The following is a 14115-nucleotide window of genomic DNA, read 5'->3' on the forward strand; positions in this document are numbered from 1 at the left end:
TCACACCTCGGTGCCGGTCTCGTCGGTGATGCCTGCCCGCCGCTGGTACTCGCGCACCAGCTCGACGCGCTGCGGCCCGTGCGGCCTCCTGCCCGGTCTGATGTCGCAGGCCAGCGCCTTCACCTCCTGGATGTGCACGTTGGGGTCCAGCGCCATGGAGGCCAGCTCGTTGGCCGCGTCGCCGGTGCTGACTCCGTTGCCACCCCAGTGGTAGGGCAGGCCGACCTGGTGCAGCGTGCGGCCACCGACCTTCAGCGGGGTCATCCGGTCGGTCACCAGCACCCTGGCCTCGATGGCGTTTCGCGCCGTGACGATCGTCGCCCAGCCGAGGTGGTCCAGACCGCGTTCGGCGGCCAGCTCGGGCGACACCTCGCAGAACATCTCCGGCTGCAGCTCCGAAAGGTAGGGCTGCCACCGTGACATGCCGCCCGCGGTGTGGTGCTCGGTGAGCCGGTAGGTGGTGGCCACGAACGGGAAGACGTCCCAACCCGACTGGCCCGCACTGGGTTGGTAGCGGTTGTACTCGTTGCGCAGCACCTCGCGAACCGGGTTGCGCTGTTGCGGATACAGGTAGTTCTCGAACGGCGACTCGTGCGGCTCGTAGTGCGTCGGCAGCGGACCGTCGGTCAGCCCTGCGGGCGCGAACAACCATGCCTTGCCGTCGGCCTGCATGATGAACGCGTCGGTGCCCGCGAGCGCGTCCGGTCCCGTGCTGCCCTCCTCCGGAACGAAGTCGGGCGGCTTGGTCGCCTTGAAGTCGGGAACGTCGTAGCCGGTCCACTTGCCCTGCTCGGCGTCCCACCACACGTATTTCTTGCGCTCGCTCCACGGCTTCCCGTCGGGATCGGCCGAGGCGCGGTTGTAGATGATGCGCCGGTTCAGCGGCCAGGCCCACGCCCACTCCCCGGCGACCCAGCTCTGTTCGGCCGCGGGCTTGCGGCGTGCCGCCTGGTTGACTCCGTCGGCGTAGACGCCGCAGTAGATCCAGCAGCCGCAGGCGGTCGAGCCGTCGTCGGCCAGCTGCTCGTAGGTGCTGAGCGGTTCGGCGTCGGAGTTCCAGCCGCTGATCTCGGCAAGCACCGCCTCCGCCTCCGGCTCCTGCTGCGAACCCTTGGTCGGGTAATCCCACGTCAGGTCGAGGATCGGCCGGTCGCGGTCACGGCCGGAGCCCGCGAGCTTCTCCCTGATCTTGCGACCGAGGTGGTAGGTGAACCACAGCTCGCTGCGGGCGTCGCCCGCGGGTTCCACCGCCTGGTGATGCCACTGCAGCAGGCGCTGGGTGTTGGTGAAGCTGCCGTCCTTCTCGGTGTGAGCGGCGGCGGGCAGGAAGAACACCTCGGTGCCGATGTCCTCGGTGTTCAGCTCCCCCGTCTCGATCTCGGGCCCGTCCTGCCACCACGTGGCGCTCTCCGTCAGCGAGAAGTCGCGCACCACCAGCCAGTCCAGGTGCGCCATCCCCATCCGCTGCGCCTTGGCGTTGGCCGAACCCACCGCGGGGTTCTCCCCCATCAGGAAGTAGCCCTTGCAGGTCCCGTTCAGTTGTGCCTGCACGGTCTCGTAGGTGCTGTGGGTGCCGGTCAGCCTCGGCAGGTAGGAGAACGCGAAGTCGTTCTCCGACCGGGCCGCCGGACCCCACCACGCCTTGAGCAGGCTCACCAGGTAGGACCGCATGTTGCCCCAGTAGCCCTTGTGCGCGCTCTCCGCCCGCACGAACGTGTCGAGGTCCTCGCCGCTGTGGGCATGGGGCATGGGGATGTAGCCCGGCAGCAGGTTGAACAGCGTCGGGATGTCGGTGGAGCCCTGGATCGAGGCGTGCCCGCGCAACGCCAGGATGCCGCCGCCAGGCCTGCCGATGTTACCGAGCAACGCCTGCAGGATCGCCGCCGTGCGGATGTACTGCACGCCGACGGTGTGCTGCGTCCAGCCCACCGCGTAGGCGAACGCGCTGGTGCGGTCCCGCCCGGAGTTCTCCGCCAGCAGCTGGCACACCTGCAGGAATTTCTCCTGCGGCACACCGCAGATCCGTTCGACGGCCTCCGGGGTGTAGCGCGAGAAGTGCCGCTTGAGGATCTGGAACACGCAGCGCGGGTGCTGCAGCGTCTCGTCGGTGTCCGGTTCCGCGCCGATCTCGGCGCCACCGGAGCCGTGTGCCTCGCCACGCGCGGCGTGGCGCACCCCGGACTTCTTCGTACGCTCCGAGTACTGCTGGTCGCGCTTGCCGGAGGCGGCCTGCACCTCGGCGCCCTGGTACTGCCACGTCTGGACGTCGTACTCCCGGCCTTCACGGTCCAGCCCGGAGAACACCCCGGCGAGGTCCTCGGTGTCGGCGAACTCCTCGTTGACGATCATCGCCGCGTTGGTGTAGGCGACGACGTAGTCACGGAAGTACTTGTCGTTGGCCAGCACGTAGTTGACGATGCCGCCGAGGAAGGCGATGTCGGTGCCCGCCCGCAGCGGCACGTGTATGTCCGCCAGCGCGCTGGTCCTGGTGAACCTGGGGTCGACGTGGATCAGCTTGGCCCCGCGCGCCTTGGCCTCCATCACCCACTGGAAGCCCACCGGATGGCACTCGGCCATGTTGGAGCCCTGGATCACGATGCAGTCGGAGTTGGCCAGGTCCTGCTGAAACGTCGTGGCACCGCCGCGACCGAACGAGGTTCCCAAACTGGGAACCGTGGAGGAGTGTCAAATACGGGCCTGGTTCTCGATCTGGATAGCCCCCAACGCGGTGAACAACTTCTTGATGAGGTAGTTCTCCTCGTTGTCGAGGGTTGCCCCGCCGAGGCTGGCGAAGCCGAGAGTGCGCTGCACTGCCGCACCGTCCACCTCGTCCTGCCAGCCGTGGTCCCGCGCGGCGAGTACCCGGTCGGCGATCATGTCCATCGCCGTATCCAGTTCCAACTCCTGCCACCGTGTCGCGTGTGGAGCGCGGTACAGCACCTTGTGCCTGCGCGCGGAACCGGTGGTCAGTTGCAGGCTCGCCGCGCCCTTGGGACACAACCGGCCGCGACTGATCGGCGAGTCCGGGTCGCCCTCGATCTGGGTGACCTCGCCGTTGGAGACGTAGACGTTCTGTCCGCAGCCGACGGCGCAGTACGGGCACACCGACTTGGTGACCTTGTCGGCGGTGCTGGTACGGGAGGTGAGGTTGTCGCTGTGACGGCTCTTGGCGGCGGCGCCGCGCCCGCTGGGATCACCATCTCGCAGTTGCCGGTAGACCGGCCAGTCCTCGATCCATTGCCGGACACCCATCGCGCCTCCCGAGATCGTTCTTCGCCGTGGCGTCTGCGCGGTGCTACCCGTTAGCGGTAAAGATCAAACCCGCTGCGGTTGGCTGTCCGCCCGTACGCGCTCGGCGACCCACCTGCGGACGGTGTCGCGCGCGGTGGGGTTCTCCGGCGCCGGGTTGGACAGTTCCTGGCTGCTCGGCAACAGGCCCCGCTCGCGCCGTTCCTCCGGACTGGGTACATCGCTACCGTCCGCAGGTAACCCCGTGGCGATCAGGTACACCAGACCGGGTGAAATGCCGAGCTGCCTCCCGGCCTCGCGGTAGTCGGAACCTGCTGACAGTAATGCCTTTACCTGCGCTTTTGTCGGCATTGCCATCCCCTTCTCACTCCAACGGCGGAACTGGAAGTCTTTTCGCATACTTCGTGTGCCGTTGCGGTGCCTGGGTACCCGGCGACCGTCTCGTTCACACACAGTGAGGAGGTCGATGTGCTGTGACGTCGACATCCGGCGACACGACCATCAGATTCCACTCCGACGTCCCGGCGATCGTGTGCGGGGAGTGCGGATACCGTACGGCGCGAGTCGCGTCGCTGGTGGACCCGGCAGGCGAGGTGATCGGCACCGTCATCGCATGCCTGCCGTGCAGGGAACGGGAACGTGCCCGTGCCGCTGCGGCGGCACGCCTTGCAGCCCGCCCCGGCCGGGCAGGTGTGCCCCGCCAGCGCTGTGCTCCGGCCGCTCGGCCCGCGGGGTGGCGTGATTCGAACCGTCACGCCCACCAGCTGAGCGGCGGGTAACCGGCGGGAGGAGCGACGACCGGGACCGGCGCCGAAGGTCCCGGCCGGAAACGGCCTTGTGCCCCTGCCCGCACGGTTCACGCCGCGACACGGTCGAGAGTGAAGGTGTCCGGGCATGTCACCGGCGACACCTCGACCTCGACACCTCGGTCTAGTGGAGGGAAGGCAGCATGCGCGCACTGGTCGTGTACGAGTCGATGTACGGCAACACCCGCAGCGTCGCCAGGGCGGTGGCGACCGAGTTGTCCGAGCACATGGACACCGACGTCATCGAGGTGGGTGACGCCCCCGAGGTGATCGGGCAGGATGTCGACCTGCTCGTGGTGGGCGGACCGACACACGCCTTCGGGATGAGCCGGGAGTCCACCCGGCAGGACGCGGCGAAGCAGGGCAGCGAGCCGTTGGTGTCGCGCAAGTTCGGTATGCGCGAGTGGCTGGAGCGGTTGTCCGTCACCCCCGACCTGGCCGCGGCCGCGTTCGACACCAAGCTGAGCAAGCCTTGGCTGCCGGGCTCCGCCGCGAGGGCGGCGGCCAAGCGGCTACGCAAGCTGGGCTGTCACCTGGTCACCAGGCCGCAGAACTTCTACGTCGACGGCAGCCTCGGCCCTCTCACTGAAGGCGAGATCGAACGGGCCCGCGGCTGGGCCGACCAACTCGCCGGTGTGCGCCACGGCTGAACCCCCGCGAGTCCTGCGCTCCTGCCCGCGAGTCCTGCGTTCAGGCCGGTGGGTGCCGGTGGGTTCAGCGCAGCCGGTCGCCGTACACGTGCGCGACCGTCATCATCATGAGCACCCGCCGGTCGGAGACCATCACCGAGCGGTACTCGTCCCAGTCCGGGTGCTCACCCGCCGCCAGGCGGTAGTAGCGCACCAGTGCCTCGACCTCGGGGCCGTACGGGTCGGTTCCGGGCCCGGTGAGCGTCACCGGGCCCTCTGCCGTGGCCCACGCCCAGCCGTCGGCGCTGGTGACCTCCAGCGCGGCACGGGGGTCCCTACGCAGATTGGTCGTCTTCGCACGGCCCTCGATCATCGACACGTAGATGACCTCGCCATTCCGGTCGTAATAGGGCGTGACCGGAGACAACTGCGGCAGGCCACTCGCCTTGATCGTCGCGAGAACGCCGAGCTTGCTGTCTGCGAGCAGGGCACGGGGATCGAAGGATGCGGCGGTCATCGGCACTCCCCAGTTGTTCGCGTTCGCCGGGCTGTTCGGTCACTCCAGCCTAGCCGTCCGCGCGGCGACGCCGAGAACGGCGAGTCGTGCACACCCGAACGCAGGACTCGCGGACAGGAACGCAGGACTCGCGGGCGAGAACGGGGGACTCGCGGGTAGGCCGCTTGTGGTCCGGCCGGTTCGCGCTCAGCGCCCGTAGGAGGCCAGCAGCACGTTGGCAAGCCTGCGCAGTTCCCCCGGCGGCACCTTCGGCTCTTCGCTGCGGGCTGCCGGCAGTTCGTGCTCGGGCTCCGGCTCGTCCTCCGGCACGAACTTGCCTTCCTCGGCGGTGAGCCCGGCCATCTCGAGGAACTCGGCCAGTTCGGCCGCGTCCGAGGCGTAGTGCGCCATGGCTCGGGCGGCACGGTGCCGCTGCCACTTGTTCGGCTGCGCGACGTTCACTGTGTTCCTCCTGGGGTCGGCCTGATCGGTCGGCGACTTGTCGGCATTGACGTTACGAACGCTCGCGCCGCAACCGCGCCTGTCGGAGGGCCCGTCCCGGCAGGGACCTCCGGCCCTGTGTCGGCACGGGGGCACGGCGAGACGCTGGTCGGGAACGAAAGGAAGGCGAGCGATGAACCGACGTAGCCCAGCCGTCCCGGAGACCGTGCGTGTCCGCGTGCACGGCCACCTGCCCGGCGCGGAAACCTATGCCGAGGAGAAGGTCAGCTCGGTGTTCAAGTACGCGCCCGAGCCGATCCTGGACGCGAGCGTGCGGCTGACCAAGCACGAGGACCCGTCCGTGCGCCGCAAGGTTGTCGCGCAGGCCAACCTCGACCTGCGGGGAAGGTTGATCAGGGCTCAGGTCGAGGCCGAGACGGCGCACGAGGCGATCGACCGGCTCGCACAACGGTTGCGCAGGCAGTTGGAGAAGTCCGCGCGTAACTGGCAGGCGATCAAAGGCAGGCAGCCCAGGCCCGGTAGCTGGCGGCACGGCGAGGAGCCCAGCCGGCGGCCGCCGTTCTTCCCTCGCCCGGACGAGGAGCGGGAAGTGGTGCGGCACAAGGCCTTCACGCTGGCGAAGCTGCCCGTCGACGAGGCGGCGATCGAGATGGACCTGATGGACTACGACTTCCACTTGTTCACCGAACGCGGCAGCGGAGAGGACAGCGTGCTCTACCGCACCCCCGATGGCTACCGGCTGGCTCAGGTGCACCCGCGGCCCAGGCACATCGAGACCGGCGAGGTGGACGTCAGCGTCAGCGAGCACTCCGCACCGAGGCTCAACCTCGCCGAGGCGATCGAACGGCTCGACCTTTCAGGGATGCCGTTCCTGTTCTACTCCGACGCCGACCGAGGCAGGGGCCAGGTGATCTACCACCGCTACGACGGCCACTACGGTCTGATCACTCCCCCGGAGTGAGCGTGTCCACGGCGTAGCGCAGGAAGGCCCTGGCGGCGGGTCCACCCGGGCCGCCGGATCGCCACACCAGCGAGACACAGCCGCGCAGGCGGGGCCGGGTGAGTTCCAGCCCGTGCAGCTCACCCGGTCGCTCGCCGATGGCCGACTCCGGCAACAGCGCCACACCGAGCCCCCGCCTGGCCAGTTCGGCCAGCATGGCGGGGTCGCTCGCTTCGAACGCGATCCGGGGTCGAAACCCCGCCGCGGCACAGCCCTCGTCGAGTGCGGATCGGATGCCGGGGCCGGGTGGCAGGGTGATGAACGCGCGGTCGCGCAGGTCCGCAAGCGCCACGGCATCGAAGGCGGCGAGCGGGTCGGTGGTGGCGACGGCGGCGACGAGCGGCTCGTCGGCCAGTACCCGCGCCTCGATACCCGGTGGCGGCTCGGTTCCCGAGTAGGCGGCCACGGCGACATCCAGCTCACCGGAGCGCAGGCCCGCGAAGAGCACGTCCGAACGCGACTCCGACAGCGTGATCTCGACCGCTCGGTGGCGATCGTGGAACCCTGCCAGCAGACCGGGCAGGTCGAACACCGCGCACGACGGGATCGCTCCCAGTGCGACCCGCCCCCGCAGCAGGCCGGTGAGTTCCCCCACCGCGGACCTCGCACCCTCCTCGGCCGCGAGCGCGGCTCGGGCGTGGGGCAACACCGCCTCGCCCACCTGCGTCAGTCGCACCGACCTGGCCGAGCGTTCCAGGAGTGGCTGGCCCAGTTCACGCTCCAACCGCTGAATCTGCGAGCTGATCCCGGGCTGTGCGACGTGCAGCTTCGCCGCCGCCCTGGTGAAGCTCGCCTCCTCGGCGACCGTGACGAAGTACCGCAGCTGCCGAAGTTCCATAACCATCAATTATAGAAGCGAGCACAACTAGCTGTTGCCGTTATGGAGTAATCGCTCGCAGGCTGGGGTCATGCCATTGCGGACTCGAGGTTCCCAGTACCAGCCCGGCGAGCCCGGCTACGACGCCGAGCGCCGGGGCTTTCAAACCGGCTTCGTCCACCGCCCCGCCCTGCTCGTCCGCGCGGCCGACGCCGAGGACGTCCGCGCGGCGGTCGACTACGCGGCACGGCACGGATCGGGCGTGGCGGTGCAGGCCACCGGTCACGGTGTCGGCGTACCTGCCGACGGCGACGTGCTCGTGAGCACGAAAGACCTGGATGCGGTGCACGTCGATCCGGTCACGCGGACCGCCCGCATCGGCGCGGGCGCTCGCTGGGCAACGGTGCTCCAGCAGGCCGCCGCGCACGGCCTCGCACCACTGAGCGGGTCGTTTCCCGGCGTGGGTGCCGTCGGTTACACGCTGGGCGGCGGGCTCGGCCCCCTCGGTCGCCGTTACGGCTACGCCGCCGACCACGTCAAGGAACTGCGGCTGGTGACCCCGGACGCCCGCCTGCTGCGCGTCACGCCGGACACCGAGCCCGACCTGTTCTGGGCGTTGCGCGGCGCGGGAGCCAACTTCGGTGTCGTCACCTCCCTCGAGATCGGTCTCGTCCCGCAGACCCGGCTCTACGGGGGCGCGCTGACCTTCGACAGCGCGCTCGCCGCCGACGTCTTGAACGCCTTCCGGGACTCGACCGCGTTGGCGCCGGAGGAGCTCACCACATCGGTGGCCATGATCCCGATGCCGGACCTCCCGTCGCTGCCGCCTCCGCTACGTGGCAGGCACATCACCCAGCTTCGGGTGGCCTACCTCGGCGACCGCGCGGAGGGCGAGCGGTTGGTGGCGCCGTTTCGCGAGCTGGGGCAACCGATCGCCGACACGCTGCGGGAGTTGCCTTTCGCGGAGTCGGGTTCGGTCTACGGCGAGCCGGACCGACCACACGCCTACTTCGGCGACAACGTGCTGCTGCGCGAGCTGGGCCCCGCAGCTATCGGCTCGCTGCTGGAGCACGCCGGGCCTGGCAGCGACTGCGTCGTGGACGTGCGCCACCTCGGTGGCGCGCTGGCCCGCCCCGCGCGGCCGAGTGCGGTCAGCCACCGCGGCGCCGCATACCAGGTGCTGGTTCTGTCCGGTGTGGACATCTCGGGTGAGTCCCCGGACTCGCGGGCGGTGCAGGACAAGGTTTTCGCCGCGCTGGCGGCCGCGACACTCGGGCGATCGGTGAACTTCGCCTACGGGCCGGTGGCCTGCGCACGGGAGCGTTTCGACGCGGTGACCTACCAGCGGCTACGGAAACTCAAGGCGCTGCACGATCCGAGCAACCTGTTCCGCTTTCACAGCAACATCGAGCCCGGGTGATGCCGGTGCGTGGACAGCGCCCGGCGGCACGCACGAGTCAGGCGTGGGGCAGCCACCGGTGCACGAAGCGGCGACGAGCCGGTGGAGATCGGTGTCTCGCAGCACGTCAGGCAGCGTCAGGTGCGCAAGGATCAGGCCCCGTCATCGCGTAGTACCCGACACGTCGTCGGGCCCGTCGCCGGGCGGACCGCCTGCCCTTCGGCCATGGATGTTCGCGTCGAGGTCTCCCGCAGCGTCGCGTGGGCTTGCGGCCGAGGAACGTGAGCCCGCACGCGGCGGGATCGATGAACCGGTCGTCCGGTTGGGCCCGGCGGCAGCAGGCGGCGGCCTCGGGCTGTCCGACGGAACCGGTTTCGCGGCCGAACGCTACGACCTCGTCCGCTCGGCGCCCACGACAGCGGTGCCGTCGTACACACCTACCGCGAGCCTGCCGCGTGAGCACACCGGCACGCTCGCGAACCGGTTCGCTGTCCACAGTGGCGGCCCGGTTGACATGCAAGTGAAGGCTTGCGTATTGTCGGGCTGGTGAGCGACGTGTTCAAGGCACTCGCGGACCCGACCAGGCGACACATCCTGGACGAACTACAGGAACGCGACGGGCAGACGCTGTTCGAGCTGTGTGCCCGGCTGACGAGCAAGCACGGGCTGGACTCCTCACGCCAGGCGATCTCGCAACACCTGGGCGTTCTCGAAGAGGCGGGCCTGGTCGTCGCCCGGCGCGAGGGGCGGTACAAGTTCCACTGGCTCGACACATCGCCGCTGCGTGCCATCACCAGCCGCTGGCCGGTGAACGACAACGAAGGGAACCAGCGTTGAAGGTCTACATCACCAGCGTCTTCGTGGACGACCAGGCCAAGGCCCTGCAGTTCTACACCGAGGTGCTCGGATTCGAGAAGAAGGAGGACGTCCCGCTCGGCGAAGCCCGCTGGCTGACGGTCACCTCGCCGCAGCAGCCGGAAGGCCCCGAACTGCTGCTGGAACCCGACAGCCACCCCGCGGTGCGGCCGTTCAAGGACGCGCTCGTCGCCGACGGAATCCCGTTCGCCTCGTTCGCGGTGGACGACGTCGCGGCCGAGTTCCGCAGGCTGACCGACCTCGGGGTGAGGTTCACCCAGGAACCACTGCGGATGGGGCCGGTGACAACGGCGGTGTTCGACGACACGTGCGGCAATCTGATCCAACTCGCCGCGCAGTAGCAGCGTGCCACATCGGGCACCCGGCCGTGTGGATCAGACCGGCGTCGCGGATTCCACGGGACTGGGCGAGGCGGCGCCGACCGAGGCGTCCCGGCCGGGGTGTGTCCACAGGACCACCTCGGCCCCTTCCTCGGCGCCCGCTGTACCCACCGGGCGCTGGGCGGTGACGACTCCGCTCGCGGGTGCGACCGCGCCGTCCGGCCCGACCGGGGTCAGCCCGGCTCTGCGCACGATGTCACAGGCGTCCTCGGCGCCGAGCCCGACGACGTCCGGCACCTCGGTAACCGGTCGAGGTCCTCGCATAGGGTGATTGTACGGCCTCGGGCGCCCCGGACCGACCCTGCGAAGTTTCCGGCCCTCAACTGACGTCGGCCGTCGGCGGCGGGGAGTGTGCCGCGCGGTACGCCGCCGCGACGCCCACCAGCACCGCGCCGAGCGCGAACAGCAGGATTCCACCGACGAGCACACCGATGCCGATCCACAGCAGCGACGGAACAGTCGCTCCCGCCTGCGCTCGGACGTTGACCCCGGCGGAACCGTCGGCGTTGGCCACCACCACGGTCCAGTCACCGCTGGCAGCGGGCCAGGAGATCGATTGGGTTCCCGGTCCCGCGGACTGTGTGGTCCAGAAGTCCTGCTGCGTGGGCGGGGCCGGCAGCGGCCCTCCATTTCGGAGTGCCAGGTCTTCGCCCGAGCCCGCGTCTTGCACCACCGCGTACTCGGTACCCGCGAGGTAGTCGGCGACCTCGCGCGACGGCGCGATACCCACGAACACGGGGCGCCCGTTGACCGACTCCGCACTGACGCGGACATCGCCGAGGAAGCCCGAGGCGGCCTCCCAGTCGGCGGGTGTACCGCGCAACTCGATGGTGTCGCTGGCGATCGCGTAGCCGCCCGTGCTGTAGGTCTCGGAAACGGTGACGTAGCCGTCGGCATCGCGTTCGGCACGGTCCAGCCACAGCAACGACGCGCCACCGGTGATCAGGCCCATCGCGCCCAGCGCGAGCACAGCACCCACCACGACCGACACCACCCTGCCGGTTGTCCAGCCGTGCTGGGGTGCGGCCGGGGTCGGCCTGACCGTGCCCCCTTCGATCTCCCCCGCCGGGTCGTGCCCGCCCATGTCCAGCCGAAACGGCGGGTACTCGTCGGTCATCAGCGTCGCGTAGGCCGCGACCCGGATCACCCACCTGTCCATGCCGAGCACGAAGTCGAAGATGGGCCGGGGGTAGCGCCCGGTGAACAGCAGCACGATCCCCGCGATCAGCACCAGCACCCCGATCAGGCCGCCCGCTCCCCAGGAGAAGCCGTTCTCACCCCATCCGAACCTGTCGTTGTCGATGTCGGTGAACAGCCAGATACCGCCACCGGCGAACACGCCGACGATGATGTAGTGCGGGATGGCCAGCAGCCACCACTTGACCAGCGCCAGTCCCCGGGACAGCTGTTGCGGATAAGGAATGTCGAGTCTGGCGGGATAGTCCGGCACATCGGCGAGCGTGAATGGTGGATACCGGTCGGTGCCCAGTGCCGCGTATGCGTAGTAGTGCACGCGCCAGGACCACCGCAGCACGCCCACGTTGAAATCGAAGATCGCTCTCGGGTAGCGACCGGTGATCAGGATCGCCACGAACGCCACCACGGTGAGCACGAAGAACGCGGGCCACAGCAGCGCGAGCAGGAAGTAGTGCGGGATCGCCAGCAGCCACTTGACCAGCCACAGACCGCGGGACAGTGGTGCATCGAGCGACGCCTCGACCCGCACCGGGTAGGCCGCTGTGGTAGCCATGTGGAAGGCCCCCTTCCCGACTGATTACTCATCCGGACTATCGGTGACACGCTCGTCACGGCGGGAGAAGCGAACGTCCCCGCGCTTGGAGTCTTCCGGCCCTGTGTGCTCGCCGACATCACCTGACACGGTGGCCCTCATGCGAGGCAGCAAGAAGATCCGGTGGCGGGACCTGAGCCGCTCCAGGCAGCGAGCCGTCGTGGCGGGCTCGTTGGTGCAGTTCACACTCGCGGCGATCGCGTGGGTCGATCTCGCTCGCAGGACCGACGCGGAGGTACGTGGCTCGCGCCGCGTGTGGGCCTTCGTGATCGCGATCAATTTCCTCGGCCCCATCGCCTACTTCGCATTCGGCAGGCGCGGGGGCCTTGTCCCGTTCGACTGATCCGGTCGGCCGGGAACGGGTTCGAAGAAGGGAGCGGCCGTGCCGTACTGGGACCATGGCTACTGGGACGGGGGCTGGGTCGGCGGCCTGCTGATGTTGCTGTCGATGGTTCTGCTGTGGGGAGGAGTGATCACCGTCGTTGTGATCCTGGTGCGCCGGTTCGCCGGGCACGGCGGTTCACGCGGCGGCGAGGGCGGCGAGGGCCGTGACGGTCGTGACGGTTACGGCAGCGCCCTGCGCATCCTCGACGAGCGCTACGCGCGTGGTGAGATCGACGAGGAGGAGTACGAGCGCAGGCGCAGCAGACTGCGGGGCTGACACCGCCCGCGTGCGGTGACGACGACAACATGGCGGCGCGCCGGGTACCCGTTGGTACCCGGCGCGCCGCCGTGTCTGGCTCGCTCGGCTGTCAGGCCAGCGACAGGAAGAGTTTCTCCAGCTCGGCGCGGTCGGCCTCCAGCTGGGGAGATCCCTCTTCACCGTTTTGCAGGCACTGCTCCAGGCCGCTGGCGATGATCTTGAATCCGGCCCGGTCCAGCGCCCGCGAGACCGCGGCGAGCTGGGTGACCACGTCCTTGCAGTCCCGGCCGTCCTCTATCATCTGGATCAGGCCGCCGACCTGGCCCTGGGCTCTGCGTAACCGCTTGACCACATCCGACATCACGTCTTCGCTGAGTTCCACGCCACACCTCCGTCGCACTTACCCCATAGGGTACCTGTCAACTGGCGTTGGCGATCTCCCGGCGAACTTCCTCCATGTCGACCTCACGCACCTTACCGATGAGCTGCTCCAGCGCGGCGGCGGGCAGCGCGCCCGGCTCGGCGTAGAGCACGACGCCGTCACGGACGGCCATCAGCGTGGGAATCGAGGAGATGCCGAAAGTCTGCGCGAGTTCCACCTGCGCCTCGGTGTCCACCTTGCCGAACACGATGTCGGTGTGCTCCTGCGACGCCTGCTCGAACACGGGGGCGAACATGCGGCACGGCCCGCACCAGGCCGCCCAGAAGTCGATGAGGACGATGCCGGGGTTGCTGACAACGTCCTTGAAGTTCTCGCTCGTCAACTCGACGGTCGCCATGACTACTTACCTCCGTAGGAATACCCGTACGGGTATGCAAACACGGGGGTTCACCGGAACATTCCCCACCGGAATCCGGCGCCGGGGCTTCAGCCGCGACTAGAACAGCAGTTCGATTCGGGGTAGGCTCGGCCTCATGGACCTGGCACTTCAGGGTTCGCTGTTCGACGAAGGCGATCCGGGTCGGGAGGAACCGTTCCTGCCGCTCGACGGTACCCGCCGTACCACGCTCGGTGCAGGCGCCTGGATCGACGTGCTGCCCGGCTGGCTCGCCGGTGCGGACGGGTTGTTCCAGCGCCTGGCCACGCGGGTGCCCTGGCACGCCGAGCGCAGGCGGATGTACGACCGCACGGTGGACGTGCCGCGCCTGCTGTGCTTCTACGGCGAGGACGACCCGCTGCCCGACCCGACCCTCGAAGCGGCCAAAGCCGCGCTGAACAGGCACTACGCCCCGCAACTCGGCGAACCGCTGCGGACCACCGGCCTGTGCTACTACCGCGACGGCCGCGACAGCGTGGCCTGGCACGGCGACACCATCGGCCGAGGCAGCACGCACGACACCATCGTGGCGATTCTCTCGGTGGGCGCCGCCCGCCCGCTGCTGCTGCGGCCACGCGCGGGAGGCGCAACGGTACGGTACGCGCTCGGCCACGGGGACCTGCTCGTGATGGGCGGCTCCTGCCAGCGAACCTGGGAACACAGCGTGCCCAAGACCAGCAAACCCGCCGGGCCGCGCATCAGCGTCCAGTTCCGGCCGCGAGGCGTGCGCTGAGTTTACGGCCCAGGTCAC

At 69.1% G+C, this 14115-nt stretch carries 17 protein-coding genes; 8 read left to right on the forward strand and 9 right to left on the reverse strand.

The window, feature by feature from the left end; all coding sequences use genetic code 11:
- Both fdh and SACMADRAFT_RS15575 read right to left on the reverse strand, forming a co-directional pair.
- The gene (gene fdh, locus SACMADRAFT_RS15565; RefSeq protein WP_085977926.1) at positions 1-3252 is read right to left on the reverse strand and encodes a formate dehydrogenase; all 3252 of its coding nucleotides are present in this window, start codon (positions 3250-3252) and stop codon (positions 1-3) included.
- 63 nt (positions 3253-3315) lie between these two features.
- The gene (locus SACMADRAFT_RS15575; RefSeq protein WP_040926477.1) at positions 3316-3600 is read right to left on the reverse strand and encodes a hypothetical protein; all 285 of its coding nucleotides are present in this window, start codon (positions 3598-3600) and stop codon (positions 3316-3318) included.
- 598 nt (positions 3601-4198) lie between these two features.
- On the opposite strand from SACMADRAFT_RS15575, the gene SACMADRAFT_RS15580 reads away from it, so the two are divergent.
- Entirely contained in the window at positions 4199-4705 is a 507-nt protein-coding gene (locus SACMADRAFT_RS15580; protein WP_009154793.1) for a flavodoxin family protein, read from the forward strand.
- 64 nt (positions 4706-4769) lie between these two features.
- Here the strand turns inward: SACMADRAFT_RS15580 and SACMADRAFT_RS15585 are convergent, their stop codons facing one another.
- Positions 4770-5201 carry a PPOX class F420-dependent oxidoreductase gene (locus tag SACMADRAFT_RS15585; RefSeq protein WP_009154794.1) on the reverse strand — a complete coding sequence of 144 codons (432 nt, stop codon included), beginning with the start codon at positions 5199-5201 and terminating at the stop codon, positions 4770-4772.
- Positions 5202-5387: 186 nt separating this feature from the next.
- Positions 5388-5642: a hypothetical protein gene (locus SACMADRAFT_RS15590; RefSeq protein WP_009154795.1), complete on the reverse strand. Its 255-nt coding sequence runs from the start codon at positions 5640-5642 to the stop codon at positions 5388-5390.
- Between the two features lie 172 nt (positions 5643-5814).
- Between SACMADRAFT_RS15590 and SACMADRAFT_RS15595 the strand changes: the two genes are divergently transcribed.
- A complete protein-coding gene (locus tag SACMADRAFT_RS15595) occupies positions 5815-6603 on the forward strand; it encodes a ribosome hibernation promotion factor (protein ID WP_009154796.1) in 789 nt (262 codons plus the stop codon).
- On the opposite strand, the gene SACMADRAFT_RS15600 is transcribed toward SACMADRAFT_RS15595, so the two are convergent.
- Positions 6587-7480: a LysR family transcriptional regulator gene (locus tag SACMADRAFT_RS15600; protein ID WP_040925716.1), complete on the reverse strand. Its 894-nt coding sequence runs from the start codon at positions 7478-7480 to the stop codon at positions 6587-6589. The genes SACMADRAFT_RS15595 and SACMADRAFT_RS15600 overlap by 17 nt on opposite strands.
- A gap of 70 nt (positions 7481-7550) precedes the next feature.
- Here SACMADRAFT_RS15600 and SACMADRAFT_RS15605 point away from each other — a divergent pair, with 70 nt between their 5' ends.
- From SACMADRAFT_RS15605 to SACMADRAFT_RS15620, 3 genes are all read left to right on the forward strand, one after another.
- Positions 7551-8879, forward strand: coding sequence for an FAD-binding oxidoreductase (locus tag SACMADRAFT_RS15605; protein WP_009154798.1), 1329 nt, complete (start codon positions 7551-7553; stop codon positions 8877-8879).
- Between the two features lie 522 nt (positions 8880-9401).
- A complete protein-coding gene (locus tag SACMADRAFT_RS15615; protein WP_198286043.1) occupies positions 9402-9695 on the forward strand; it encodes an ArsR/SmtB family transcription factor in 294 nt (97 codons plus the stop codon).
- Entirely contained in the window at positions 9692-10075 is a 384-nt protein-coding gene (locus SACMADRAFT_RS15620; protein WP_009154800.1) for a VOC family protein, read from the forward strand. The genes SACMADRAFT_RS15615 and SACMADRAFT_RS15620 overlap by 4 nt, the downstream gene beginning before the upstream one ends.
- Before the next feature lie 33 nt (positions 10076-10108).
- On the opposite strand, the gene SACMADRAFT_RS15625 is transcribed toward SACMADRAFT_RS15620, so the two are convergent.
- Together SACMADRAFT_RS15625 and SACMADRAFT_RS15630 are read right to left on the reverse strand one after the other, a co-directional pair.
- On the reverse strand, positions 10109-10378 hold the full coding sequence (locus SACMADRAFT_RS15625) for a PASTA domain-containing protein (protein WP_040925718.1): 270 nt from the start codon (positions 10376-10378) through the stop codon (positions 10109-10111).
- A 55-nt stretch (positions 10379-10433) separates the two neighbouring features.
- Positions 10434-11864, reverse strand: coding sequence for a DUF4389 domain-containing protein (locus tag SACMADRAFT_RS15630; RefSeq protein ID WP_009154801.1), 1431 nt, complete (start codon positions 11862-11864; stop codon positions 10434-10436).
- A 139-nt stretch (positions 11865-12003) separates the two neighbouring features.
- On the opposite strand from SACMADRAFT_RS15630, the gene SACMADRAFT_RS15635 reads away from it, so the two are divergent.
- Positions 12004-12246: a PLD nuclease N-terminal domain-containing protein gene (locus tag SACMADRAFT_RS15635; RefSeq protein WP_009154802.1), complete on the forward strand. Its 243-nt coding sequence runs from the start codon at positions 12004-12006 to the stop codon at positions 12244-12246.
- 39 nt (positions 12247-12285) lie between these two features.
- Positions 12286-12564, forward strand: coding sequence for an SHOCT domain-containing protein (locus SACMADRAFT_RS15640; protein WP_009154803.1), 279 nt, complete (start codon positions 12286-12288; stop codon positions 12562-12564).
- Between the two features lie 91 nt (positions 12565-12655).
- Here the strand turns inward: SACMADRAFT_RS15640 and SACMADRAFT_RS15645 are convergent, their stop codons facing one another.
- Together SACMADRAFT_RS15645 and trxA are read right to left on the reverse strand one after the other, a co-directional pair.
- The gene (locus SACMADRAFT_RS15645; protein ID WP_009154804.1) at positions 12656-12928 is read right to left on the reverse strand and encodes a metal-sensitive transcriptional regulator; all 273 of its coding nucleotides are present in this window, start codon (positions 12926-12928) and stop codon (positions 12656-12658) included.
- A 37-nt stretch (positions 12929-12965) separates the two neighbouring features.
- Positions 12966-13325: a thioredoxin gene (gene trxA / locus SACMADRAFT_RS15650; RefSeq protein WP_009154805.1), complete on the reverse strand. Its 360-nt coding sequence runs from the start codon at positions 13323-13325 to the stop codon at positions 12966-12968.
- 136 nt (positions 13326-13461) lie between these two features.
- On the opposite strand from trxA, the gene SACMADRAFT_RS15655 reads away from it, so the two are divergent.
- Complete coding sequence (locus tag SACMADRAFT_RS15655; protein WP_009154806.1) at positions 13462-14097, forward strand: alpha-ketoglutarate-dependent dioxygenase AlkB; 636 nt, start codon at positions 13462-13464, stop codon at positions 14095-14097.
- Positions 14098-14115 lie beyond the last annotated feature (18 nt).

It is taken from the genome of Saccharomonospora marina XMU15, from assembly GCF_000244955.1.
Lineage (GTDB): Bacteria > Actinomycetota > Actinomycetes > Mycobacteriales > Pseudonocardiaceae > Saccharomonospora_A > Saccharomonospora_A marina.

Bases quoted from the DNA above. Each gene is read 5' to 3' on its own strand.
- SACMADRAFT_RS15605 (WP_009154798.1), top strand. From the start codon at position 7,551: ATGCCATTGCGGACTCGAGGTTCCCAGTACCAGCCCGGCGAGCCCGGC.
- SACMADRAFT_RS15655 (WP_009154806.1), top strand. From the start codon at position 13,462: ATGGACCTGGCACTTCAGGGTTCGCTGTTCGACGAAGGCGATCCGGGT.
- SACMADRAFT_RS15580 (WP_009154793.1), top strand. From the start codon at position 4,199: ATGCGCGCACTGGTCGTGTACGAGTCGATGTACGGCAACACCCGCAGC.
- SACMADRAFT_RS15630 (WP_009154801.1), bottom strand. From the start codon at position 11,864: ATGGCTACCACAGCGGCCTACCCGGTGCGGGTCGAGGCGTCGCTCGAT.
- SACMADRAFT_RS15575 (WP_040926477.1), bottom strand. From the start codon at position 3,600: ATGCCGACAAAAGCGCAGGTAAAGGCATTACTGTCAGCAGGTTCCGAC.
- SACMADRAFT_RS15635 (WP_009154802.1), top strand. From the start codon at position 12,004: ATGCGAGGCAGCAAGAAGATCCGGTGGCGGGACCTGAGCCGCTCCAGG.
- SACMADRAFT_RS15625 (WP_040925718.1), bottom strand. From the start codon at position 10,378: ATGCGAGGACCTCGACCGGTTACCGAGGTGCCGGACGTCGTCGGGCTC.
- SACMADRAFT_RS15585 (WP_009154794.1), bottom strand. From the start codon at position 5,201: ATGACCGCCGCATCCTTCGATCCCCGTGCCCTGCTCGCAGACAGCAAG.
- SACMADRAFT_RS15600 (WP_040925716.1), bottom strand. From the start codon at position 7,480: ATGGAACTTCGGCAGCTGCGGTACTTCGTCACGGTCGCCGAGGAGGCG.
- trxA (WP_009154805.1), bottom strand. From the start codon at position 13,325: ATGGCGACCGTCGAGTTGACGAGCGAGAACTTCAAGGACGTTGTCAGC.
- SACMADRAFT_RS15595 (WP_009154796.1), top strand. From the start codon at position 5,815: ATGAACCGACGTAGCCCAGCCGTCCCGGAGACCGTGCGTGTCCGCGTG.